The following is a 23456-nucleotide window of genomic DNA, read 5'->3' on the forward strand; positions in this document are numbered from 1 at the left end:
TCGCGTCCACTACGAAGCGGTGGTATTTAATCGGTTCGCTATCCTATTAATCACTGTTACGCGCGGCTAAAACCCGGGATTTCTATTATCTCATCCTGAGTGAAAGCGGGCTCTCTGACAACACAATTCTCAGGTTTATAAAGAGAAGGTTCCTGGGCATCTGAATGCCTGTAGTGGCAGAGACAATACCCTCCCCCCTGAAGGAATAGAACAAATCAGCCACCGCAGGTCGGGCGGAATGGCGACAACCTGCGCGTCTTCAGTCCCGGGCGATAACCTTCCTGTGGGGAATCCGGGAGAAAAAGATTCCGCAGGGAACCTGGGAGTTCATCGGCACTTACCGAGGTTTTTTCGAGGTTAGTGTCCGTTATGTACTCCAAAGAGCGCAAGCGTTTCCCGGAGGAACTTTTTCTGCCGGATTCCCCACCTGCGACAACCTGCAAACCGGGACTGAAGACTCATAGTCTTCCCCCACCATTCCGAACCCCGGCCGTCCCGGCGGCGTTCTCTTTCTCCAAATCCTCCCTAGTTAAAAAAATATCACAAACCCCTTGAAAAGAAGGATAAAATGCATTAGAATAAGATGAATTGAGGAAAAAACCAGATTTGCTGACAGAAATAGCGGGATGGAGGAATATGCTATGACAAAAGAGGTAAAGACGATCGGTGTTTTAACCAGCGGTGGGGATGCGCCGGGAATGAATGCGTGTATCAGGTCGGTTGTGAGAACAGCTATCAACAAGGGAATGAAGGTAAAGGGCATTATGAGAGGTTATGCCGGACTGCTTCAGGAAGAGATTGTTGACATGGACGGTACAAGCGTAGCGGATACCATCGGACGCGGCGGCACGATTCTTTACACGGCACGATGTCCCGAGTTTACCACAGCCGAAGGACAGAAAAAGGGTGCTGAGATTTGCAAGAAACATGGAATCGACGGCCTGGTGGTAATCGGCGGCGACGGTTCTTACCGCGGCGCGGGAAAGCTTTCCGCCCTGGGTGTGAATACGGTAGGCCTTCCGGGAACCATCGATCTTGACATAGCCTGTACCGATTATACGATTGGTTTTGACACCGCAATTAACACGGCGATGGAAGCCATTGATAAAGTAAGGGATACATCCACGTCACATGAGCGATGCAGTATTATTGAAGTTATGGGACGTCATGCCGGTTATATCGCCCTCTGGTGCGGTATTGCCAACGGTGCGGAGGACATTCTTCTTCCGGAGCGTTATGATGGCAATGAACAGGTTCTGATTAACAGAATCATAGAGAACAGGAAACGCGGCAAGAAACACCACATTATTATCAATGCGGAGGGAATTGGCCATTCTGCTTCCATGGCAAGAAGAATTGAGGCTGCTACCGGGCTTGAGACGAGGGCCACAATCCTCGGATACATGCAGAGGGGCGGGGCGCCAACCTGTAAGGACAGGGTTTATGCATCCATCATGGGCGCCAAGGCGGTGGAACTTCTGGCAGAGGGAAAGACAAACCGGGTTGTAGCTTACAAGCACGGCGAATTTGTAGACTTTGATATTCAGGAAGCGCTGAATATGACGAAAGATATTCCGGAGGATCAGTACGAGATCAGCAAGCTCCTGGTGAGATAAATGGTACGGTTTTAACGATAAAAAGAAAGAAACGGTGAGGGAACGCTTTGCAGGCTTCTCACCGTCATCGACAAAGGCATGATGTCCGGAGGACAGAATGCCTTTTGATGTGTAACGGAGGGCGGAAAAATGGAACATACGGCAGGCCGGAACGCGGAGGAGAATATCGTTCTCTGTGGAGCCAACTCCTATGTGGAAAAATATTATTTTAATGAGCAGTTCGCAGGACTCCCGGAGGGAGTAAAAGAGGAACTGAGGATTATGTGCGTTCTTTTCACGGAAGATGTGGGAGGCACGATGATGCTTGAATTCACCCCGGAAGGGACACTGGAATTCCGGGTGGAGGCCGAGGAGACGGATTACCTTTTTGATGAGATAGGCAGCGGCTTAAAAATCAGGCAGTACCAAAGAGAGAAAAGGGAGCTTTTGGAATCGCTGGAGCTTTACTATAAGGTCTTTGTCCTCGGAATGCCGGCGGACGGGCTGCTTGACGATACAGAGGAAACGGATTAAATGAAAACTTACGATTCACATAATAAAGGCAGGACAGATGAAGTTAAAAATAGGAAATGTAGAGCTGGAGAATAATGTGACGCTGGCTCCGATGGCCGGTGTGACGGACCTTCCGTTCCGTCTGCTGTGCAAGGAGCAGGGATGCGGCCTGATGTGCACGGAGATGGTCAGCGCCAAAGCGCTTCTTTATAATAATAGAAATACGAAGCCGATCCTTGAGATGAGGGAGGAAGAACGTCCGATTGCAGTCCAGCTGTTCGGTTCCGATCCCGGCATCATGAGCGATATGGCGCTGAGGCTGGAAGAGGGACCGTATGATATCATCGACGTCAATATGGGCTGCCCGGTCCCGAAGATTGTGAATAATGGAGAGGGTTCGGCTCTGATGAAGAATCCGAAGCTGGCGGAGGAGATACTCACGGCAATGGTAAAGAAACTGCACAAGCCCGTAACGGTCAAGTTCCGCAAGGGATTTAACGACGACTGCGTCAATGCGGTAGAATTTGCAAGGATGGCGGAGAGCTGCGGAGTGGCTGCGGTCGCCGTCCACGGCAGGACGAGGGAACAGTACTATTCCGGAAAAGCGGACTGGGACATCATCCGGCAGGTCAAAGCGGCAGTGAAAATACCGGTAATTGGAAACGGGGATATTTTCACTCCTGAAGATGCCGGACGTATGATGGAAGGGACCGGCTGCGACGGAATCATGGTAGCCAGAGGAGCCAAGGGAAATCCATGGCTGTTCAGGCGCATTAACCACTATCTCGACACGGGAGAGCTTCTGCCGCCTCCGACTAAGGAGGAGCTGAAGGCCACAATCATCCGGCACGGAAAACTGCAGACGGGATACAAGGGTGAAGAGATTGCAATGCGGGAAATGCGTAAGCATGTGGCGTGGTATACGGCGGGTTATCCGAATTCGTCTTCGCTGAGAAATGATATTAACAAGGTCAGTACGATGGAGGAATTAATCGCCCTGATCGAAGAACGGATTTAAAAGCGGAGAACAGTAACAAACCCCTTGTAAATAAACGGAAAACGCCGTTCCCGATTCTTGACAAGGGGGACTTTATCAGTTATAATAATGCGATGCAATATTAGAACGATTTCGGAGACGAATTATCGGAAGGAAGGATAGTTGTCATGGCAGAGAAGAAAAATATTTTAACGTATGCAGGTCTCAAGCAGTATGAGGATGAACTGCAGGATCTGAAGGTGAATAAACGTAGAGAGATCGCCCAGAAAATCAAGGAAGCAAGAGAGCAGGGAGATTTATCCGAGAATGCAGAGTACGACGCAGCGAAAGATGAGCAGAGAGACATCGAGGCCAGGATCGAGGCCCTTGAGAAACTTCTTAAGAATGCGGAAGTCGTTGTGGAAGATGAGATCGATCTTGACAAGATCAGCGTTGGCTGTAAAGTAAAACTTCTGGATGTGGAAGAGGATGAGGAGATGGAGTTCAAGATCGTCGGTTCCACAGAGGCAAACAGCCTTCAGAACAAGATTTCCAACGAGTCTCCCGTAGGCCATGCACTGCTTGGTAAGAAACAGGGCGAGACGGTAAAGGTAGAAACACAGGCAGGAATGATTCACTATAAAATCCTGGAAATCCAGAGAGTATCATAATCTAAGTTCACAAAGGAGTGGAAGAAATTGGCAGAGCAGAATCAGCAGAACCAGCAGAATAAGAAGGAAGAGCAGGATTTAAACCAGCTTCTTAAGGTGCGCCGCGATAAACTAGCGGAGCTTCAGGAGAGCGGCAGAGATCCGTTTCAGATTACGAAATTTGACGTTACGGCACACAGTGCCGACGTGAAGGATCACTTTGAGGAGATGGAAGGCAAGGAGGTAACCCTGGCAGGACGCATGATGTCCAAACGTGTCATGGGTAAGGCATCTTTCTGCAACATCCAGGACTTAAAGGGAAATGTTCAGTCTTACGTTGCCAGAGACAGTATCGGCGAAGAGTCCTATAAAGAATTCAAGAAGATGGATATTGGTGACATCGTAGGAATCAGAGGCACGGTCTTTAAAACCAAGACAGGAGAGATTTCCATCCATGCGGAGGCCGTAACCCTTCTTTCCAAGAGCTTACAGATTCTGCCGGAGAAATTCCACGGCCTTACCAATACAGATATGCGTTACAGACAGCGTTATGTGGATTTGATCATGAACCCGGAGGTGCGAGATACCTTTGTAAAGCGTTCCCAGATTCTCAAGGAAGTCCGCAACTTCCTCGACGGCCGCGGTTTTATGGAAGTAGAGACACCGATGCTGGTTCCGAACGCAGGCGGCGCTGCCGCAAGACCTTTCACGACGCACTACAACGCACTGGACGAGGACGTGAAACTGCGTATCTCCCTGGAGCTGTATTTAAAGAGACTGATTGTAGGCGGTCTTGAGAGAGTATACGAGATTGGACGTGTATTCCGTAACGAGGGCGTGGATACGAGACACAACCCGGAATTCACCCTGATGGAGTTATACCAGGCATATACGGATTACTACGGAATGATGGAGCTCGTTGAGACCATGTTCCGCGAAGTGGCAAAGAAGGTTCTCGGCACAGCAAAGATCGTGTATGATGGTGTTGAGATCGATCTGGAGAAGCCGTTTGAGAGAATTACAATGGTAGATGCCCTGAAGAAATATAAGGGAATCGACTTTACAACCATTAAGACGGATGAGGAAGCAAAGGCTCTGGCTGATCAGTACCATATCGAGTATGAGGCCAGACATAAGAAGGGCGATATCCTGAGTATGCTGTTTGAGGAGTTCGTAGAGGAACATCTGATACAGCCTACCTTTATTCTGGATCACCCGATCGAGATTTCTCCTCTGACCAAGAAGAAACCGGAGAATCCGGAATATACGGAGCGTTTCGAGCTGTTTATCACAAAGAGAGAGATGGCGAACGCATACTCCGAGTTAAATGATCCCCTGGATCAGATTGAACGTTTCAAGGCACAGGAAGCGCTGCTGGCCGCAGGCGACGAGGAAGCCAACTCCATGGATGACGACTTTGTCAACGCCCTGATGGTAGGTATGCCTCCGACAGGCGGCATTGGCATCGGTATGGACCGTTTTATCATGCTGCTTACTGATTCCTATGCAATCAGAGATGTTCTGCTCTTCCCGACGATGAAGACGCTGGGCGGCTCCGACACATCTGCAAAAGCAGAGAAGGCGGCACCGGCACAGGAGAGCAGGGTACAGGAAACCATTGATTTTTCAAAGGTTAAAATCGAACCGCTTTTTGAGGAAATGGTGGACTTTGAGACATTTGCAAAATCTGACTACAGGGCTGTAAAGGTGAAAGATTGTACGGCAGTTCCCAAGAGCAAGAAGCTTTTAAAGTTCACTCTTGACGACGGTTCCGGCACAGACCGCACGATTTTAAGCGGAATTCATGAGTATTATGAGCCGGAAGAGCTGATTGGAAAGACGGCAATTGCAATCGTGAATCTGCCTCCGCGTCCTATGATGGGCATCGACTCCTGCGGAATGCTGATCTCAGCAGTTCATGAGGAGGATGGAAAAGAAGGTCTGAACCTTTTGATGGTGGATGACCGTATCCCGGCAGGTGCAAAACTGTACTAAAATCTTCGGATTTTTATGTCTTATATCGGATAACGGACCGATATGGGGGATAAGAACGGCAAGTGAATAAAATTGACCCAGGACATTTCCCAACAATAGGAAATGTCCTTTTTTACTTTCCTGTAAAGTGGCCCAATGAGATAAAAGTCTTCCAATGATATAAAAGCCCTCCGGGCAGGATGCATGCCCGCGCCGGGCGTGCGTCGGAGGCAAGGAATTATGGCGCTGTTTTATAACTTCGGCGTCTGCATCTCTTTCCTCAGCAGACGGATAAATAATTCCATTGCAGGAGTAATCCATTTGTTTTTATGGTAGCTGCATACTGCGGTGATATTTTTGACGGAAGGTTCCAGAGGCAGTTCAATCAATTCCCCCTGCTCCAATTCTTTTTCGACCGAATAGCGCGGCAAAAATAAAACGCCTAAATTGCTGGCAACACTGCGTTTTGCAGCTTCGATGCTTTCGATTTCCATTTCACCTTCCAGGACGATATCGGATTTTTCCAGGTACCCATTCAATATTTTGTGATAGATGCTGTTTTGATCCACAGTTACAAGGCAAATGGGTTTTCTTTGGCCTGTCCTTATAAAATCGCGCTCCTTTTCATCCAGAGCCGGGCTTGCGATGAGAGCCAGGGGATAGTCGGCCAGCGGTTCGGTGATGAGAGAAGAGCCGTAGCCCCCGACATCGTAATGGACGCCGATATCAATACTGCCGTTTAGAAGCTGGTCCCGGATGATGTAGCAATTGGGAATCTGAAGGGATAATCTCACATTAGGGGCCTGTTCCCGAAAAGCTCTGATGACGGGCTGCATCTGATATACTAAAAGTGATTCCGGCATGGCAATCCGCAGCGCGCCTGTCAGTTCTTTACCGCTTTTTCCATAGCATTCCATCTGCGCGATGGCTTCCAAAGCGGCGTTTATGTAAGGAAGCAGTTCTTTCCCCGCCTCGGTTAATTCCATCTTCCGGCCAATTTTATCAAATAGTTTGACGGATAATTCCTGCTCTATCATCTGCATCTGTAAGGTTACGGTAGACTGTGCATAATTTAACCGTTCGGCTGCCTTTTGAAAACTTCCTGTTTCGAGTATTGTCTTAAATGTTCTAAGGTATTTGAGATCCATGTGCCTGCATCCCTCCATAGTTTTACTATATTAGTTCAGTATTTATGAATTAAAAATTTTATTTTTCTGATTAGACTGAATTATCTCTTTATGTTACTATAAAATAGCAAACAGCAGTTGTCAAGAAAGTGAAAGCGGAAAAGTATAACAAGTGAAGAAGTATAACAAGTGAATAAGCATATCAAGTAAAGAAACATACCAAGTGGAGATATATACCAGGCCGAAACCGGCTGGGGAGTCGATGCGTGGAACGGCGTATTTGCAGGACTGAAGCGGTCAACGGCACTTTCGATCGGCTCCTGGTACGCGGTCTCGGTGTCCAGAAAATGGACGCGGACGGCTATTTTCAGAGAGAATCTATAAAATTTTTATAATTAATAACGGAGGTAAGAGAAATGGTGGGAATCAGAACCTATCAGGAAGAAGACCGGGATGAAGTGATTGCATTGGTGCTTCATTGCCAGAATGATGGAACACGGCCGTTCGTATCGGTTGATGATCAGCCGGAGCTTCTTAATATAAGGGAAAAGTATATGAAAAATGGAGGCTGCTTCTGGGTAGCTGAGGACAACGGGAAGATAGCAGGCAGCATTGGGCTGATGAACTTTGGCAATGGAATCGCCGTCCTGAAGAAATTCTTTACCTACGAGGAGTACAGAAGCGCGCCCTGCCATCTGGGACGCAGGCTGTATGAGAAGCTGCTCCGTTATGCCGAAGACACCGGAATCAAAGAGCTGTATCTGGATACACCGAAGAATACGGACCGGGCCCATCGTTTCTACGAGAGAGCCGGTTTCAATAAAGTCGGGATGGAACAGGTGCCGGTTCTCTATGATTACCCTTATGAAGACAGTGACTTCTTTTACCTGGATTTGGGGGCGGCGGATGAAACCGCCTGTTAAAAGCTGATAAGTGCCGCCCGGCAAGGGCCGGAGCATTTTACTTTTCCTGATAAGGCCGGTTTACCGGGCGGCTGCGGGCTTATCGGGCTTAACCTGGAGCAGGGTGGCTGCGGCCTGTTCAAATTGCCTATAACTCGAAAAAATCTCCCTGTATCTCATAAATATCATCAAAACGGATCCTCGTATTGATAATTTTCAGGATCCGGCTGGTCAGTTCCAAAGAGGAGACCATGCCGGTAATTTTGATATATTCACCGTTCTGGAAATAGATAACGGTGATAATGTCGTTCTTTTTTACCTGGCGGAGCCGCCGGTCGAGTTCCTCCTTGCTCTCTTCGGAGAGTTCGGAGCGGGGAACGATGATGCGCTCCTTCTGGGCCAGCGCCTCACGGAATCCCTTCAGACAGTCGAAGGGAGCAAAGATTTTTGCACGTTCTGTTTTCTCACTGCTCACCGCTTTTGTGACCTCCTATCTGCTGGTTGCGTTCCAGCGTCGTGGCCGCCTTCTGTAAATCCATGCCCTTTAAAATAGCGTTGTTCCCGAACTTCTTTTTAATATTCAGGACAGCCAGCTGGACATCCCGGTCCTTCTGCAAATCGGCCGGATCTGTGAACAGATCATATTGTTCATAAGCCTCGTCCGCCAGTTTGTTAAATGAAATGCCGATCCGCCGGATGGGAACGAGACGGCTGACAATATTCTGGTACAGTTGTGTAAAGTGTTTTGTGATGACCTTCACCGAATTCGTCGTAACCGGCATCGTAACGCTTCCTCTTGATGACTTTGCCCCTTTTTGGGCGTAGCCGACATAGAGGGACAGGGAATTGGTGACGAGAGTTTTATCGACCAGATCCAGGCAGAGCAGATCCACCATCTCTTTGAGAATCAGGAGGCCGTCGTCATAGCTGTAGTCCGTCATCAGCACCTGGACCGTGGACAGGGAACTCTCCTTGGGGCGGTATGCCTTGATCTCGGCGATTGTGGTAGGTTCACGTCCCCAGGCATGGTCGATCAGGTATTCCGCATCTACCCCAATCAGCTTATACAGTATGGATTCATCTGCACGGGCGATATCACCCATCGTATAGATGCCGACGCCTGCAAGACGGCTGGATATGCCCTTTCCGATCCTCCAGAAGTCGGTGAGCGGTTTGTGGTTCCAAAGAGTCTTCTGATACAGGCACTCATCCAGATAGCCGATATTATCCTTCGTATGTTTTGCCGTAATATCCAGGGCGATTTTGCTCAGATAAAGATTTGTTCCAATCCCGCAGGTAGCCGTGATACCCAGGAAACTGCGGATATCATCCATGATGCGCACGCCCAGCTCCTTTGCCGTAAGCTGGTAAAGCTCCAGATAGTCGGTAACGTCCAGAAACGCCTCATCCACGGAATAGACGTAAATATCTTCTTTTGAGATATATTTCAGGTAAATGGCATAGATTTCTGCGGAATATTCGATATAGAGCTGCATCCGCGGGGGAGCCATAATGTACTCGATTCCCGGTGGAATCTCATATACCCGGCACCGGTTTGGAACGCCCAGCGCTTTCAGTGAGGGCGAGACGGCCAGACAGATTGTGCCCCGCTCACGCTCGGGATCGGCGACTACCAGATTCGTTGTTAACGGATTGAGTCCGCGCTCGGCGCACTCTACCGAAGCATAGAAAGATTTTAAATCAATACAGAGATAGATATGATCCGACATGGCACCCTCCCGACGATGCTTAACGATACAATAGCCTTATAAGAAGTTTTTATGAAATCAGCTTTATAAAACATATACCTTATACAGGAATTTCCCGGACAGGTTATACAGTTATTATACCAAACAGATGTTCGGATGTAAACAGGAAATAGACGGAAAAACGGATAAGATTACATAACGTAATTTTCCCTGTCTATTCCCATTCAGTCGGTGTTTATTATGTAGTTTGAATCGCTGGACTGTTTTGTCCTGTACATGGCGGCATCCGCTTTTCTGTATAATTCTCCGAAAGCGCCGGTTTTGTCGTCAAAAAGCGCTACCCCGATACTGCAGCTGATATCCACGGAAATGCCGCAGCAGGAGAAGTGGGTGGCATCGGCCAGTTCCCTGGCTTTTTTCTCGGTCAGGGAGACGGAGGAGATATTCTTTGATCAGGGTGAGGGTGGTGTCGTGGTTATAGAGCCCGGTCATCTGGTCCCGCTCGGCCAGCAGCTTTAAACGTTCCATTTCACGGTGCTGCTTGTCTATGTTTCTGAAATAGATGAAGGCCAGCAGATCGTTATTGATCGGATCCGCCATCATATGGAGTTCAAAATTGACCCAGGCCGGGATACCGTTTATGTTTCTTACAAATTCATAATTGATGATATGGGTGTCATCGGAAATTAATCTGCATATATAATCCCGCGTGAGAGAGCGGAAATACGCGGCTGCCTCTTTGGTGATACCGGTGATCCGGGCCATCATTTCAGGAAGGCAGTCAAGGGTAAGGCTGTTTATAAAGGATCGGTCCTCCTGGAGATCAGTATGGCTTTCCTCAATTCTGTTCCGGGTGATATTGACTCTGATTGTGGAAAAAACATCCAAAGGCAGAGTCTTATTAAATTCGATTTCACGCTCATACTGTTCAAGCATCTTCCGATGTTCCGTCACATCACTTGAAATGCCGATGGCACGGTAAGGCATCCCCTTTTTATGAACGTATTTGTGTAGTGGCTCTGTTCATACCAGTATCCCGAGCGGTCCGTTGTCCTGATCTTAAAGATTCCCTCGGCCTTTTTTTCTTGTCCACAAAGTCGGCGGCGCCCAGGGAAATTGCCTGTTGTCTGACCCTGTCATCCCCAACGGAGGTGATAATGATGACCGGGATTCCATTATTATAAACGGATTTATTCTTTTCACGGAGAAATGTAAAACCGTCCATGACCGGCATGGAGATGTCACAGCTGATGAAAACCAGATCCTGCCGGTTTACTGCACATGGCTGTTCACTAGCTGTTCTTATATATCTCGTCAATGATAAATGTGTATTCTTTTTGTGCTTTCTCAAAGTGTTCCGGGATATCTTCCGGGTGGCCCTCCCGTACGCTGAGGACAATATCGGCACAGGAGGACTGAAGTCCGCTGAATCCCAGATTGGCCGCCACTCCCTTCAGGGCGTGGGCATAATTCTCGACGGCGCCGAATGCCTGATTGAATGCCCAGGATGTGAATAATGATTGACAGATGGAGGGCCGCGATTATATCATAGGGATGGAGTATTATTATAAAAAGCCGATTTCCCGGCGGGAAACCGGACAGGGAGAAGGAACTGCAATGAAAGAGGAAAAAGACAAATCAAAGAATCTTCAAACGGTGGAGCGTGCGCTGGATGTGCTGTACCTGTTTCATAAGTACAACGGAATTACTCTGAGCTTTGTGGCTGAGGAGATGAATATGAGTACAACGGTGGCCTACCGCCTTTTGTATACACTGGCAGACAGCGGCTTTCTCAGACAGGAGAAGGCCAGCAAAAAATATTATCTGGGGGAGAAGAGCCTGCTGCTTGGCTACAGGGCGATTCAGTCCCAGGAACTTGAGAAGACGGCATACCCGATTATGAAAAAACTGGTGGAAAAATGCGGCCTGGGAGTGATTTTAACCTCCTGCGCTGATATGCAGAGTCTGTGTGTGGAAAAGATAGATGTGGAGGATGATCTGCAACTTTCAATGAGAGTGGGAGGAATTTATCCGATCCATAAGGGGGCGTCGAACCGTCCGCTGCTTGCATACATGGAGCGGGAGAAGGCCGACACATATATCGGTTCTCTGGATATCACGGAAGAAGAGAAGGATGCCATGCGGCGTGAGATGGAGGAGATCAGGAAAAGAGGTTATGATCATACGCAGGGGTTACTGACACCGGGACTTTTCTCTATTGGATTTCCCGTGTTTGGAATGAGAAACAAACTTGTTTTTTGTATCAGTATCGGTGGGTACTGTTTTGATATGAAAGAGGAGCAGCGTCTGCTCTACCTCCATGAGACAAGAAAGGCTGCGGCGGAGCTGAGCCGCCTGTTCGGTGCGGAGGAATATCCGGGAGAATGACAATGATTACCCTGGCGGGATGAAGGAATACGATATGTGTCCTTCGTCCCGCTTTTTTTGGTGCGCGGAAAGAGTTGTTGCAAAAGTGACAAAAAACAAGCCTGTTTTTTGTATAATTATTCAATGAAAACAGATTGACAGAATTGCTTTAGTGATTTATCATAATAACATAATTACTATTTAAGAAAATGATTTCCTCAAATAGGAAAAAGAAAGGGGCGATACAATGAACGGAGGCAGTGAAAATGCAAAGGGTCTCCAGACGGTAGAGCGTGCGCTGGACGTACTGTACCTGTTCCGTGAGTACGAGGGAATCACCCTGAGTTTTGTGGCCGAAAAGCTCAATATGAGCCCGGCCGTAGCATACCGCCTGCTTTATACACTGACCGACAGTGGATTCCTGCGCCAGGAGAAGGCGGGGAAACGGTACTATCTGGGTGAGAAAAGCCTGATGCTCGGTTATCAGGCGATACGCTCTCAGGAGATCAGGCAGACGGCATATCCCGTGATGGAGAAGCTGAAACAGAGATGCGGCCTGGACGTTTATCTCACGGTCAGTGTGGATATGCAGAGCCTTTGTGTGGAGAAGCTGGATGTGGAGGATGAGCTGCAGCTTTCGATGCGCATAGGAGGAATCTATCCCATCCACAAGGGTGCATCCAACCGTCCTCTGCTGGCATTTGCAGATGAAGAAGCAAGGGAAGGTTACATCTCATCCCTGAAACTTACAGAAGAGGAAAAGACGAAGCTTGAGGGGGAGATGGAAGAAGTGAGAAAGAGAGGATACGACTATACAAGAGGTCTCCTTTCGCCGGGGCTTTTTGCCATCGGTATTCCCGTATTCGGGATGAGAAACAGGCTGGCCGGCTGCATCAGCGTCGGCGGATACAGCGTCGGTATGAAAGAAGAAAAATTCGACTCCTACCTGAAGGAGACCGCGGCCGCGGCTGCGGAGATAAGCCGTCTGTCGGGAGCCGAAGAGCAGGGAATGTAAAAAAGAATAAGAGAAATAGTTCAAGAGGAACAAGGAGGATATCATGGCGAAACTTAATTTGACAATGGAACATCTGGAGGCGGCGGTTTTAGGGGGCTGTGTTCTGGGCGGAGGCGGAGGCGGCTCCATGGAAAAGGGAATGAGGACGGCAAAACTGGGACTGGAGCTTGCACCCGTGACGCTGGTAGATCCGGAGGATATGGATGAGGATGCGGTTCTTGTGAACGTGTCAAACGTAGGAGCGCCGTCCGCTACGGAAGCCTGGGTGGATCCGATGGATAACGGACGCGTTGTCACCGTACTCTGTGAGAAGATGGGAATTAAGGCGGACGGCATTATTACCAACGAGGCGGGAGGAAGTGCATCGGTCAACGGCTGGCTTCAGAGCGCCCTGTTGGGAATCCCTCTGGTAGACGCTCCCTGTAACGGCAGGGCACATCCGACCGGTGTGATGGGTTCCATGGGACTTCACCGGATACCGGATTACTATTCCTACCAGGCGGCAGTCGGAGGAAGACGTGAGAACGGAAGGCGGATCGAGATGGCGGCAGGCGGCAGCCTGGGCAGCGTAGCAAGACTGGTGCGTGAGACGGCCGTGGAGGCCGCGGGCCTTGTGGCAGTTGCACGAAACCCGGTAACCCTTGCCTATGCAAAGGAGAACGGAGCCTGCGGCGCGGTAAGGCAGGCGATCGAACTCGGGCAGGCCATGATAGCTGCGAAACAGGGAGGAGCCGATGCGGTGCTGAGGGCGGTCTGTGATTTCCTGGGAGGCAGCATTATTGCAAAGGCAAAAGTAGAGCAGGTGGATTTGAAATGCAGCGGCGGATTTGACACGGGTGTTGTGAAGGTCGGGGATGTGGAACTGACTTTCTGGAATGAATATATGACGGCGGAAAAGAACGGCGAAAGGCTGGCAACGTTCCCGGACCTTATTATGACCTTTGATGCGGAGACTGGAATTCCGGTCACTTCGGCCGAGGTGAAGGAGGGGATGACGGCGGCGGTTCTCGTAGTCGACAGGACGAAAATCAAGCTGGGAGCCGGAATGAAGGATCCGGAATTATTTGTTCCATGTGAGAAAGCGGTGGAGAAGGAGATGATCTCCTATGTCTTTCCTGAGGCGGATTGCAACAGCAGATAATACGAAAGAGGATGGTGGGTAAATAGTATGAAAGAAGAAAACAAGAATGTTAACAGGGCGAAAAACGAACACATATCGGCATTTGAACCGCAGATTATTGGAATTGGCGTTCTTCTGGCAGTCCTTTCCGCAATCATCTGTATGCAGATTATCGGAAAAGTCGGCGTTACTCCGAATACTTCCCTGATTGGAGCAATCTTTGCCATGCTGCTTGCGAGGATACCGCTTGCATCCATGACAAAGTTCCGTTCCCTTGAAAGACAGAACCTGCTGCAGACAATCGTGTCCGGAGCCGGATTCTCCGCAGCCAACTGCGGATTCATCGCGGTCGGTATTTTATACGGAATCGGTAAGGCTGAATACATCATGCCGATGGCGGTTGGATGTATCGTAGGAACCGGAATTTCCGTAATCGTGGTCGGAAGACTTTTCGATTCCAAGATATTCCCGGCACGCGGAGCATGGCCTCCCGGAGTTGCCACGGCCAGTGCCATCCAGGCGGGTGATGAGGGCGGAAAGAAGGGAAAAAGGCTGATAGAAGGCCTTGCCCTCGGCGTAGTCGGAAGCTATTTCAAGATTCCGATGGCCGGAATCGGTATCGTTTTTATTGCAAACATTTTCTCCATGGCAGGACTTGGAATCGGTTTAATCCTGAGAGGTTACTCCACCGTTATTTTCCGCGGATTCAACATGGGAGCCTCCAATATTCCGCAGGGTGTCATGATTGGCGCCGGCGGTGTTGCTTTAATCCAGTCTCTTCTTATTATATTTAAAGATAAAAAGAAGGCAGGCCCCGTGGAACCGGTTGTGGACGACGTGACGGTTTCGGCGGGAGCGGCCAAGAAGACGATTTTTACAAGCTTTGGGGCCTACGCAATCGGCGCGATGGTTACTGCGGCGGTGACAGGCATCATCGGAGGAATGGCACCGGGAAAGATTGTCATCTGGGTCATCTGGGCGGCATTCTCCTCAACCGTAGCCATGATGCTCGTCGGCATGGCGGCCATGCACTCCGGATGGTTCCCGGCCTTTGCCATAACGACCATCTTTATGACACTCGGAATTTTCATGGGCTTTGAACCGCTTCCGCTGGCAGTGCTGACCGGATATATCGGTTCCGCGGGACCATGTTTCGCAGACATGGGATACGATTTAAAGACGGGCTGGATTCTGCGCGGCGAAGGCAAAGACCGTGAGAGAGAACTCTACGGAAGAAAGCAGCAGGTTATCATTGAATTTATTGGTGTTGTGATCGGTATTGTGGTGGTAATGTTCTTTGCCATGATGTTTATGAAACAGGATATCATGCCCCCGATCAGTAAGGTGTTTGCAACGGCCGTATCAGCAGGGGCCGACGCCGCCATCATTAAGGAACTGCTCATCTGGGCCGTACCGGGAGCCATCATCCAGCTTGTTTTTGGAAACAAGATGGTGGGCGTGCTTTTTGCAACAGGACTTCTTTTGAACAACCCGACCTACGGAATTGCAGTATTAATCGCAGTTGTGGTCCGCATGATTTTTGGTACGGAATTCATGGAAGTAAGAGATGCCGGCTTTATCGCGGGAGACGGACTTTTCGGATTCTTCTCCAATGTTATCAAGGCATTCTTCTAAATATAACCGGGAGGACAATGCAATGTTATTAAAACAGTTAATAGAATTATATGATATATTGGACAGCAGTACGGCCAGCGGGGCGGCGGTGAAAGATTATCTTTGCGGCGTCAATGAAAATGCCGATGTAACCGTCTATGAGCTGAAAGGCGCCCGTGGGAAGACCGACATGATCCGGATCCGCATCTGCGGCACAAACGGCAAATCGGCCGGAAAAGACGCCCATACGATGGGCATTCTCGGAAGGCTCGGCGGCCTGGGAGCGAGACCGGAGAGACTGGGCTTTGTGTCTGACGGGGACGGCGCCCTGGTTGCCCTGGCGGTAGCTGCAAAGCTTCTGGATATGCAGAAAAAAGGAGATTATCTGGACGGCGACGTGGTGATATCCACCCACATCTGCCCCAATGCGCCGACCCAGCCCCACAAACCGGTGGCATTTATGGGCTCCCCGGTTGACATGGCTCAGGTAAATAAGGAGGAAGTGAACGGTGAACTGGATGCCATCCTGTCCGTGGACACGACAAAGGGCAACCGGATCATCAACCACCGCGGCTTTGCCATTTCCCCGACGGTCAAAGAGGGGTATATCCTGAAGGTGAGCGATGATTTACTGGATCTGATGCAGATAACAACGGGAAAATATCCCCAGGTATTTGCTCTGTCCATGCAGGATATCACACCTTACGGCAACGACGTCTATCATCTGAACAGTATTCTTCAGCCTTCAACGGCAACGGATGCACCGGTTGTGGGAGTCGCCATAACGACCGAGACGGCGGTTCCGGGATGCGCGACGGGAGCAAGCCATATCACCGATCTGGAGGAGGCGGCCCGCTTTATGCTTGAAGCGGCCAAGGCATATGGACGCGGTGAGTGCAGGCTGTATGACGAGGAAGAATACGGAAGGCTCAGGAAACTCTACGGTTCCATGAAGCGTCTCCAGACACTCGACGGGAAAGAGATTCAGTAGAAAGGAATTTAGTAGAAAGAGATTCAGTAGAGGAGAGAGGGGAAGGCTATGAAAATAGGGGCGATTACCATCGGACAGGCTCCCAGGGAGGATGTGGCCTGTGATGTACTTCCGCTTCTGGGGGAAGGGGTTACCCTGCTTCAGGCGGGAGGCCTGGACGGACTGACCAGAGAAGAGATTGAGGCATTTGCGCCGGAACCGGGAGACTATGTGCTTATTTCAAAGCTCCTGGACGGAACATCGGTTGTATTTGCCGAAAAATATATCCTGCCGCGGCTGCAGTCCTGCATCGAGCGGCTGGAGGAACAGGGCGTCAAGTTCATTATGTTCTTCTGTACGGGCAAGTTTCCGGACTGTTTCCGGAGCCGTGTCCCTCTGATTTTCCCCTGTGACCTGCTGAACGCTGTTGTGCCGGTCCTCACTCCGAACTCCAGCATCGGCGTGATTACCCCAAAGGCGGAACAGATAGATCAGGCCAGGGGCAAATGGCAGGAACTGGTGAAACAGGTGAAGGTACTGGCGGCCTCGCCCTACGGCGATCCGGCCGAGCTTACGCGGGCGGCGCAGCAGATGCGGGAGGAGCCGGTAGACCTGATTGTCCTGGACTGTATCGGATATAATGTTTCCACGAAACAGGAGATGGAGGCGCTCAGCGGCAAACCGGTGGTGCTTGGAAGAACGCTCCTGGCCAGGATAGCCGGTGAGATAGCCGGTTAACGCAGTAGAAAAGGGAGGCAGCAGATAAAATGGATATTATCAATTGTGCAAAAAAGATTCTGACCGGATGCATGGACGTGAAACCGGAAGAAACCGTTCTGGTGGTGACGGACGACAACAAAATTGCCATTGGCCAGGCATTTTATGAGGCAGCGAAACAGCTCGGCTGTGAGGCGCTGCTGATGACGATGAAGGAGAGGGAGTACTCGGGACAGGAACCGCCGAAACCGGTAGCCGACGCGATGCTGAGTGCCGACGTGGTTCTCTGCCCGACGGCAAAATCCCTGACCCATACAAACGCAAAGATTGCGGCGGCAAAGAACGGAGCACGTATCGGGACCATGCCCAACATTGCGGAAGAAATGCTTTACCAGGGAGCCATGACTGCCGATTACGCCCGCGTCGAGGAACTGACCGGACAGGTGACGGAGCTTCTGACGAGTGCGAAGACAGCCAGGATCGAGAAAGAGGGCTATGTCCTGACCATTGATTTGGAAGGCAGAAAAGGCGTGCCCAGCACAGGCGTTTACCGGACGAAGGGAGCCGCCGGCAACCTGCCGTCGGGCGAGGCATACATTGCCCCGCTAGAAAACGGTTCCAACGGAGAAATGAAGATAGACGGCTCCATGGTGGGCCTTGGCAAACTGGAAGAGCCGCTCTTTGTGAAGGTGGAGAACGGAAAGCTGAAGGAAATCCGCGGCAAAGGAAGCGAGGAACTGTCCGTACTTCTGGCCAATGAAAACAACGCAACACTCGGAGAACTGGGAATCGGCACAAATGAGAAAGCCATTCTCTGCGGTGTTATCCTGGAAGATGAAAAGGTGTACGGGACGGTCCATATCGCCTTCGGAACCAATGTATCCTTCGGCGGAACGGTGAAAGCGGACTGCCATATGGATGGAATTATCCTGAAACCGGATCTGTATCTGGATGACCGGCTGATTATTAAGGGCGGGGAGTTTCAGATTTAATTGTGATACGGTAATGCAGGTGGAAAATGCGTCACAGTACTAACCAGTTAAAAAGAGTGGTCACAGATTATGTCAGACATTTGAAATTGACATGACCGGTGATCACTCTTTTTAAATGTATATAATCAATTCCCATTAAAATTTCTTTCTAGACTTTAAGCACATCTCTCATCCAGCAGCAGACGGACTGTTTTACGGCCGTCTGCTTTTTCAGGATCATGTAACTTTTAAGTTCCGGAACCTTCAGTTCCGGAACCGGGATTTCAATCAGTGTTCCTTTCGTCAGTTCTTCGGAGACAGCGCTTTCCGGCAGAAAGCTGAATCCCATACCTTCTTCCAGAAATGAGATTAGTTTATTCCCCACATCAATTTCCAACGGGTAGACGGAGTGTTTCGGAAAAACCTGATGAAACCAGGAGGATTCGGTCGCCTCAACAAAGTCGGAATAGAAGAGCGGAAGGTTTCTCAGTTTTTCACTTGATACCCCCTTTTGATACTCCCTGTTATCCGGTCCCGTTACCAAAAGAATCCGTTCTGTTTGAAAAGGCAGGCACTGATAGTCCGGGTGAGGAAAACGGCGGTAGGTGAAACAGAGGTCGATAATATCGTCATAGAGCATATTCAGAAGATTCCTGGAATGATCCAGCAAAACTTTGACCGAGATATCAGGATACTTTTTAATGTAAGGAACAAGGCAGCGTCCCAGATGACAGTCATACAACGTATGGACGGAACCGATGCGCAGGGAGTCAGAATAGACGCCAAGCATATTGACTCCGGACAGAGCGTAATCTTCCAGTGTGAGAATCTGCGTGGCATAGGTCAGAAAATACTCCCCGGCCGGAGTCAGACGGACGTTTTTGCGCTCCCGGATGAAAAGAGGAGTTCCGATTTCGCGTTCCAGTTCCCGGATCCGGCTGCTGACCGTAGATTGAACGATCATATGCTGCTGGGCCGTCTGGGTAAAATTACCGAGATTTGCCAGAGTGACAAAGGTTTTCAGGTTTTCCAGGTCCATAAATCCTCCCTCTTTTACAATCGAAAAAATCGATAATAACAACCATTTATTTGCGTTGTACAAATCATAACGGATGAAGTATAGTTATGTCAAGAGATAAGAAAAAGAAAAGGAGAAGAGCTATGAATACCAGAATAAGCAGGATGTACTGTATTCAATGTGGAACCGTCCTGGAAACGGGGGATTATCCGTATGGATGTCCGAATTGTCTCAAGGCGGGACGTCCATCCAGCGTGTCTTTTCATTATGACGGAGAGTGGGAAGCGCGGGAAGGAGTCCGTGGGATGAAACGTTATGCCCGGATGCTTCCCTGTGATGATTTCCCGTCTCTCGGGGAGGGAAATACGCCCCTCATCTCAATCCCGTCGCTGGCAGATCAATATGGGGTGAAGGAACTGTGGTTTAAGAATGAGTTTCAAAATCCGACCGGTTCCCATAAGGACAGGATGAATCCCTTTATCGTTGCCAGGGCAAAGGAGACGGGACATAAGGTCGTCGCCGCGGCTTCCAGTGGAAATGAGGGCGTATCATTGGCCTGCTATGCGGCCCTTGCCGGGATTGAATGTAAAATTGTGGGGACGAATGCCATCAACCCGATCTGGAGAGCCGCGATTATTTCGGCGGGCGCCGAACTCATCATTACGCCTACAGCGTCCGGACGGTGGACGTTTCTCAGGGAAAAGATGGAGACGGAAGGATGGCTTAGTGCAACGAACGTGATGGATCCGCCGGTGGGAAGCTGCTGTTTCGGTCTTCAGGGTTACAAGACGATATCCTATGAACTGTATGAAGAAATGGAAATCCTGCCCGATTATATCATGGTGCCGGTGGCCAGGGGAGATCTGCTTTGGGGCATTTATGAGGGGTTTGCAGAACTGAAGGCTGCAGGACGGATAGGAAAAATTCCGCATCTGATTGCAGTAGAACCGTTTCCGAGAATTGAAACAATAAACGGAGTGGAAGAATGCCGAAAAAACTTTGAAGGGGAATATGAAAAAACACCCTCCATCGGAGGTACGACAGTGACCGTCCAGTCCGTGACGGCGCTCAGGGAAAGCGGGGGATTTGCCGTAAGCGTCCCGCAGGATCTGGTTGAACCGTCCATAAGGGAGTTGGGAGGATATGGCCTTTATCTTGAATCCTCGTCGGCGCTTCCTATTGCCTGCTTAAGGAAACTCAGGCAGGAAGGAACGGTACCGGAAGGGGCCGGAGTGCTGGTGATTGCGACATCGCACGGATTTAAAAATCCGCCGGAAATGATGTTAACGTAATATTGCAGTCAGAGGGATACTGTAAATACAGAGGAGGGAGAACCACTATGAAACGGGAAAAAACAAAGATATTTGAATTGCCGGATACAATTGTAATCCTGATAGGAATGATTGTGCTGGCCGCCATCCTGACCTATTTTGTTCCATCCGGAACCTACGACAGGATCGAAGATCCTGGCACACAGCGCATGGTAGTCAATCCGGAGTCTTTTCATTATATAGAACAGACGCCGGTTGGAGTTGGAGATATGCTGCTGGCGGTGCCGGACGGAATTATTGCTTCGGCCAGTATTATCGTGCTGACCATACTCTCGGGAGCCGCCTTTCATATTATCAATAAAACGGGCGCCATTGATGCAGGACTTGGTACGGCCATGAAAAAACTGCAGGGCGGAAAAGTATATTTCATGCTGTTTGGAATTATGGCAATGGGTGCACTGCTGGGCCTCAGGGGCAGCGCGGAATCCCTTCTGCCGTTTATACCGATAGCGGTGACGGCGGCGATGGCAATGGGGTTTGATTCAATCACGGGCGTCGCTCTCATGCTGGTGGGAGGGATTGGAGGATACTCGGTGTCCTTTATCGACAGTGCATTTATAATTGGACAGGGAATTGCAGGCTTACCGGCATTTTCCGGAATTCCCTTCAGGATGGTGGCTTTTGTACTCCTGACACTCCCGTGTGCCCTGTACATCTTCCTTTACTGTCGGAAGATACGCAAAAATCCGTCATCCAGCTCCATGTATGAGGCGGATAAAAATCTGGAAATTGCAGTTGATACATCTCTGGCTCCGCCGTTAACCGGACGGAGAAAGCTGGTTCTTTTCATTTTCCTGGGAAGCTTTGTGGTCCTTTTCTATGGAATTTTCAAACTTGGTTTTAATGTAAGAAAAATAACGGCAATGTACTTTGCACTTGCCGTTGTGGCAGGCGTTGCGGGCGGATTTACCGCCAATGAATTTGCCGGGCATTTTGTGGATGGAGCAAAATCCATGATGTACGGCGTGCTTGCGGTAGGGCTGGCGAGAGTTATTTCTGAAGTGCTGACAAACGGCAATATTCTGGATACGATTACTCATTCGGCTGCAGGCGTGGTGGGAAATCTGCCGGGCTGGGCCAGTGCCTCGGGCATGTTTATCGTACAGATGCTCATCAATATCCTGATTCCTTCTGGTTCCGGTCAGGCTGCAGTTACGATGCCGATTATGGCGCCCCTGGCGGATCTGGTCGGGGTAACCAGACAGACTGCCGTGCTGGCTTTCCAGATGGGTGACAGTATTACAAACTTTATTTCCCCCACCGTCGGATATTTCATGGCAGCTATTGCAATCGGTAATATCCCCTGGCTTAAGTGGGCAAAATGGGTATCTCCCCTTCTTATCATTCTGACGGTGGAATGCTGTGCGATTTTGTCCGTTGCCACAATGATTGGATATGGGCCTTTTTAAAAGGAGACAGTAGCCGCAGATAAAAGAAAGTGAATGATAGACGGATAAGATTAAAAATCAGAGCCGGAGAAGGAGTTTTAGAATGGATGTTTTAAAGGCAGCAAAATCATATCAGAATTATAACAGGGAACTCAGGAGGGAATTTCACCGTCACCCTGAAGTGAGCGGCAGTGAATTTGCCACGGCGGACCGGATTGAAAAGGAGCTTAGGGAGCTTGGAATACCATGTGACCGCTGCTTGAAAAACGGGGTGGCAGGTATTATAAAAGGAGAAGGCCCGGGCAGAACCCTGGCTCTGCGCGCCGACATAGACGCATTGGCGGTTTGTGAGGATACAGGACTTCCATATGCATCCGAAAATGAAGGAGTTATGCATGCTTGTGGGCATGACGGCCATATTTCCAGCCTTTTAACGGCATCCAGGATTCTGAAAGAGACGCCGGGATGGAGCGGAACGGTGAAGCTGCTGTTCCAGCCCAACGAGGAAAAAGCGCCCAGCGGGGCGCAGGCATTCATAGACGCCGGTGTAATGGACGGAGTGGATGGAGTGATGGGCCTGCATCTGTGGAATGACATTGAGGTGGGGAAAATTTCGGTGGAGTCAGGAGTCAGAATGGCCACATCGGCCAGGGTGAAAATCCATGTGATAGGAAAAGGCGGTCACGGAGCGATGCCCCAGTCCGGCGTAGATGCTGTCTTAGCAGCATCCGCCCTTGTGATGAACCTGCAGGGGATGATAACGCGGGAGTTCAATGCGCTGGATCCGGTGATTCTGTCCATCGGTCTCTTCCATGCGGGGACGGAATTTAATGTATTAGCTCAGGACGCCTGGCTGGAAGGAACCGTGAAATTCTTTAACGCGGAGTTGATTCCGGCGTTGAATGAAGCAATTACCCGTGTGGCGGTGGAGACTGCAAGGACTTACCGGGCCGCCGCGGAAGTGGAGTTTATACCCGGCTCAGGCAATCCGATTGTGAACCATCCGGTGATGTCGGCTGTAGCAGAGAAAAGTGTAACAAAACTTTTTGGTGAGCAGGCGCTGATCCGTTTCGAAAAAATAACGCCGAGCGATGATTTTTCCAGGCTGAGCAGTCTTGTACCGGGGCTTTATGCCTTTGTAGGCACAAAAAATACAGAGAAAAAAGAGTATTATCCACATCACCATGCGAGATTTGATATCGACGAGGACGCGCTGGTGTATGCCGCGGGACTGTATGCGCAGTTCGCGCTGGATTATCTGGGAAAAGAGTGAAACAGGCAGAACGGACAATAAGAAGAAAAGAGAAAGAAGGCAATATTGTGGAGATGCGGCACGGCATCTTCCGCAATATTGCCTGTTTTTTTCTGGAAAAATTCTCTGGAAGAAACGTCCAGAAATCTTACAATTTCCTGAATATCGTGGAAATATATTGTATTTGAAGTAATCCTTTGCCATACTTCGTTTATTAGGTTAGAAAACAAAAATTTTAAAAATAGAA

General features: G+C 49.6%; 24 protein-coding genes. 16 read left to right on the forward strand and 8 right to left on the reverse strand.

Annotated features, from left to right (window positions below; translation table 11 throughout):
• The first annotated feature begins 641 nt into the window (after nt 1-641).
• The 5 genes from pfkA to lysS all read left to right on the forward strand — a co-directional run bounded on the left by pfkA (nt 642) and on the right by lysS (nt 5729).
• Entirely contained in the window at nt 642-1616 is a 975-nt protein-coding gene (gene pfkA, locus V3C10_06570) for a 6-phosphofructokinase (GenBank protein ID WVP63472.1), read from the forward strand.
• Nucleotides 1617-1745: 129 nt separating this feature from the next.
• Entirely contained in the window at nt 1746-2129 is a 384-nt protein-coding gene (locus V3C10_06575; protein ID WVP63473.1) for a DUF6145 family protein, read from the forward strand.
• 37 nt (nt 2130-2166) lie between these two features.
• Nucleotides 2167-3126, forward strand: coding sequence for a tRNA dihydrouridine synthase DusB (gene dusB / locus V3C10_06580; GenBank protein ID WVP63474.1), 960 nt, complete (start codon nt 2167-2169; stop codon nt 3124-3126).
• Between the two features lie 146 nt (nt 3127-3272).
• Nucleotides 3273-3755: a transcription elongation factor GreA gene (gene greA, locus V3C10_06585; GenBank protein WVP63475.1), complete on the forward strand. Its 483-nt coding sequence runs from the start codon at nt 3273-3275 to the stop codon at nt 3753-3755.
• Between the two features lie 27 nt (nt 3756-3782).
• Nucleotides 3783-5729: a lysine--tRNA ligase gene (lysS, locus tag V3C10_06590; GenBank protein WVP63476.1), complete on the forward strand. Its 1947-nt coding sequence runs from the start codon at nt 3783-3785 to the stop codon at nt 5727-5729.
• Nucleotides 5730-5959: 230 nt separating this feature from the next.
• Here lysS and V3C10_06595 read toward each other — a convergent pair whose 3' ends face one another.
• Entirely contained in the window at nt 5960-6856 is an 897-nt protein-coding gene (locus tag V3C10_06595) for a LysR family transcriptional regulator (protein WVP63477.1), read from the reverse strand.
• Between the two features lie 395 nt (nt 6857-7251).
• Between V3C10_06595 and V3C10_06600 the strand changes: the two genes are divergently transcribed.
• Nucleotides 7252-7758: a GNAT family N-acetyltransferase gene (locus V3C10_06600; protein ID WVP63478.1), complete on the forward strand. Its 507-nt coding sequence runs from the start codon at nt 7252-7254 to the stop codon at nt 7756-7758.
• 127 nt (nt 7759-7885) lie between these two features.
• Here the strand turns inward: V3C10_06600 and V3C10_06605 are convergent, their stop codons facing one another.
• The 6 genes from V3C10_06605 to V3C10_06630 all read right to left on the reverse strand — a co-directional run bounded on the left by V3C10_06605 (nt 7886) and on the right by V3C10_06630 (nt 10975).
• Entirely contained in the window at nt 7886-8212 is a 327-nt protein-coding gene (locus tag V3C10_06605; protein ID WVP63479.1) for a YolD-like family protein, read from the reverse strand.
• A complete protein-coding gene (locus V3C10_06610; GenBank protein WVP63480.1) occupies nt 8202-9467 on the reverse strand; it encodes a DNA repair protein in 1266 nt (421 codons plus the stop codon). The genes V3C10_06605 and V3C10_06610 overlap by 11 nt, the downstream gene beginning before the upstream one ends.
• Nucleotides 9468-9670: 203 nt before the next feature.
• Nucleotides 9671-9811: a hypothetical protein gene (locus V3C10_06615; protein WVP63481.1), complete on the reverse strand. Its 141-nt coding sequence runs from the start codon at nt 9809-9811 to the stop codon at nt 9671-9673.
• On the reverse strand, nt 9774-10433 hold the full coding sequence (locus V3C10_06620; protein ID WVP63482.1) for a hypothetical protein: 660 nt from the start codon (nt 10431-10433) through the stop codon (nt 9774-9776). Before V3C10_06620 ends, V3C10_06615 begins: the two co-directional genes overlap by 38 nt.
• Nucleotides 10434-10440: 7 nt before the next feature.
• On the reverse strand, nt 10441-10680 hold the full coding sequence (locus V3C10_06625) for a response regulator (GenBank protein WVP64583.1): 240 nt from the start codon (nt 10678-10680) through the stop codon (nt 10441-10443).
• 58 nt (nt 10681-10738) lie between these two features.
• Complete coding sequence (locus V3C10_06630) at nt 10739-10975, reverse strand: Hpt domain-containing protein (GenBank protein ID WVP64584.1); 237 nt, start codon at nt 10973-10975, stop codon at nt 10739-10741.
• Nucleotides 10976-11063: 88 nt separating this feature from the next.
• On the opposite strand from V3C10_06630, the gene V3C10_06635 reads away from it, so the two are divergent.
• From V3C10_06635 to V3C10_06665, 7 genes are all read left to right on the forward strand, one after another.
• Nucleotides 11064-11834 carry an IclR family transcriptional regulator gene (locus V3C10_06635; protein ID WVP63483.1) on the forward strand — a complete coding sequence of 257 codons (771 nt, stop codon included), beginning with the start codon at nt 11064-11066 and terminating at the stop codon, nt 11832-11834.
• A gap of 226 nt (nt 11835-12060) precedes the next feature.
• Entirely contained in the window at nt 12061-12828 is a 768-nt protein-coding gene (locus V3C10_06640) for an IclR family transcriptional regulator (protein ID WVP63484.1), read from the forward strand.
• A gap of 43 nt (nt 12829-12871) precedes the next feature.
• The gene (locus V3C10_06645) at nt 12872-13969 is read left to right on the forward strand and encodes a DUF917 family protein (protein ID WVP63485.1); all 1098 of its coding nucleotides are present in this window, start codon (nt 12872-12874) and stop codon (nt 13967-13969) included.
• A 27-nt stretch (nt 13970-13996) separates the two neighbouring features.
• Nucleotides 13997-15583: an OPT/YSL family transporter gene (locus tag V3C10_06650; GenBank protein ID WVP63486.1), complete on the forward strand. Its 1587-nt coding sequence runs from the start codon at nt 13997-13999 to the stop codon at nt 15581-15583.
• Nucleotides 15584-15605: 22 nt separating this feature from the next.
• Complete coding sequence (locus V3C10_06655) at nt 15606-16553, forward strand: DUF1177 domain-containing protein (protein ID WVP63487.1); 948 nt, start codon at nt 15606-15608, stop codon at nt 16551-16553.
• A gap of 48 nt (nt 16554-16601) precedes the next feature.
• A complete protein-coding gene (locus tag V3C10_06660; GenBank protein ID WVP63488.1) occupies nt 16602-17270 on the forward strand; it encodes an AroM family protein in 669 nt (222 codons plus the stop codon).
• 29 nt (nt 17271-17299) lie between these two features.
• A complete protein-coding gene (locus V3C10_06665; protein WVP63489.1) occupies nt 17300-18241 on the forward strand; it encodes an aminopeptidase in 942 nt (313 codons plus the stop codon).
• A gap of 148 nt (nt 18242-18389) precedes the next feature.
• On the opposite strand, the gene V3C10_06670 is transcribed toward V3C10_06665, so the two are convergent.
• Nucleotides 18390-19259 (reverse strand): LysR family transcriptional regulator, encoded by an 870-nt coding sequence (locus V3C10_06670; protein WVP63490.1) that lies wholly within the window; start codon nt 19257-19259, stop codon nt 18390-18392.
• A gap of 122 nt (nt 19260-19381) precedes the next feature.
• Between V3C10_06670 and V3C10_06675 the strand changes: the two genes are divergently transcribed.
• From V3C10_06675 to V3C10_06685, 3 genes are all read left to right on the forward strand, one after another.
• A complete protein-coding gene (locus tag V3C10_06675; GenBank protein WVP63491.1) occupies nt 19382-20530 on the forward strand; it encodes a pyridoxal-phosphate dependent enzyme in 1149 nt (382 codons plus the stop codon).
• 47 nt (nt 20531-20577) lie between these two features.
• Nucleotides 20578-21978 carry an AbgT family transporter gene (locus V3C10_06680; GenBank protein WVP63492.1) on the forward strand — a complete coding sequence of 467 codons (1401 nt, stop codon included), beginning with the start codon at nt 20578-20580 and terminating at the stop codon, nt 21976-21978.
• A gap of 82 nt (nt 21979-22060) precedes the next feature.
• Complete coding sequence (locus tag V3C10_06685; protein ID WVP63493.1) at nt 22061-23230, forward strand: amidohydrolase; 1170 nt, start codon at nt 22061-22063, stop codon at nt 23228-23230.
• Nucleotides 23231-23456 lie beyond the last annotated feature (226 nt).

Origin of the sequence: [Clostridium] symbiosum (assembly GCA_036419695.1) — a bacterium.
Classification (GTDB): Bacteria; Bacillota; Clostridia; order Lachnospirales; family Lachnospiraceae; genus Otoolea; species Otoolea symbiosa_A.

What these genes read in the sequence shown, in the direction of transcription:
- pfkA (WVP63472.1), top strand. Translation starts at nt 642, where the DNA reads ATGACAAAAGAGGTAAAGACGATCGGTGTTTTAACCAGCGGTGGGGAT.
- V3C10_06575 (WVP63473.1), top strand. Translation starts at nt 1,746, where the DNA reads ATGGAACATACGGCAGGCCGGAACGCGGAGGAGAATATCGTTCTCTGT.
- dusB (WVP63474.1), top strand. Translation starts at nt 2,167, where the DNA reads ATGAAGTTAAAAATAGGAAATGTAGAGCTGGAGAATAATGTGACGCTG.
- greA (WVP63475.1), top strand. Translation starts at nt 3,273, where the DNA reads ATGGCAGAGAAGAAAAATATTTTAACGTATGCAGGTCTCAAGCAGTAT.
- V3C10_06595 (WVP63477.1), bottom strand. Translation starts at nt 6,856, where the DNA reads ATGGATCTCAAATACCTTAGAACATTTAAGACAATACTCGAAACAGGA.
- V3C10_06600 (WVP63478.1), top strand. Translation starts at nt 7,252, where the DNA reads ATGGTGGGAATCAGAACCTATCAGGAAGAAGACCGGGATGAAGTGATT.
- V3C10_06610 (WVP63480.1), bottom strand. Translation starts at nt 9,467, where the DNA reads ATGTCGGATCATATCTATCTCTGTATTGATTTAAAATCTTTCTATGCT.
- V3C10_06620 (WVP63482.1), bottom strand. Translation starts at nt 10,433, where the DNA reads ATGCCTTACCGTGCCATCGGCATTTCAAGTGATGTGACGGAACATCGG.
- V3C10_06625 (WVP64583.1), bottom strand. Translation starts at nt 10,680, where the DNA reads ATGCCGGTCATGGACGGTTTTACATTTCTCCGTGAAAAGAATAAATCC.
- V3C10_06635 (WVP63483.1), top strand. Translation starts at nt 11,064, where the DNA reads ATGAAAGAGGAAAAAGACAAATCAAAGAATCTTCAAACGGTGGAGCGT.
- V3C10_06640 (WVP63484.1), top strand. Translation starts at nt 12,061, where the DNA reads ATGAACGGAGGCAGTGAAAATGCAAAGGGTCTCCAGACGGTAGAGCGT.
- V3C10_06645 (WVP63485.1), top strand. Translation starts at nt 12,872, where the DNA reads ATGGCGAAACTTAATTTGACAATGGAACATCTGGAGGCGGCGGTTTTA.
- V3C10_06650 (WVP63486.1), top strand. Translation starts at nt 13,997, where the DNA reads ATGAAAGAAGAAAACAAGAATGTTAACAGGGCGAAAAACGAACACATA.
- V3C10_06655 (WVP63487.1), top strand. Translation starts at nt 15,606, where the DNA reads ATGTTATTAAAACAGTTAATAGAATTATATGATATATTGGACAGCAGT.
- V3C10_06660 (WVP63488.1), top strand. Translation starts at nt 16,602, where the DNA reads ATGAAAATAGGGGCGATTACCATCGGACAGGCTCCCAGGGAGGATGTG.
- V3C10_06665 (WVP63489.1), top strand. Translation starts at nt 17,300, where the DNA reads ATGGATATTATCAATTGTGCAAAAAAGATTCTGACCGGATGCATGGAC.
- V3C10_06670 (WVP63490.1), bottom strand. Translation starts at nt 19,259, where the DNA reads ATGGACCTGGAAAACCTGAAAACCTTTGTCACTCTGGCAAATCTCGGT.
- V3C10_06675 (WVP63491.1), top strand. Translation starts at nt 19,382, where the DNA reads ATGAATACCAGAATAAGCAGGATGTACTGTATTCAATGTGGAACCGTC.
- V3C10_06680 (WVP63492.1), top strand. Translation starts at nt 20,578, where the DNA reads ATGAAACGGGAAAAAACAAAGATATTTGAATTGCCGGATACAATTGTA.
- V3C10_06685 (WVP63493.1), top strand. Translation starts at nt 22,061, where the DNA reads ATGGATGTTTTAAAGGCAGCAAAATCATATCAGAATTATAACAGGGAA.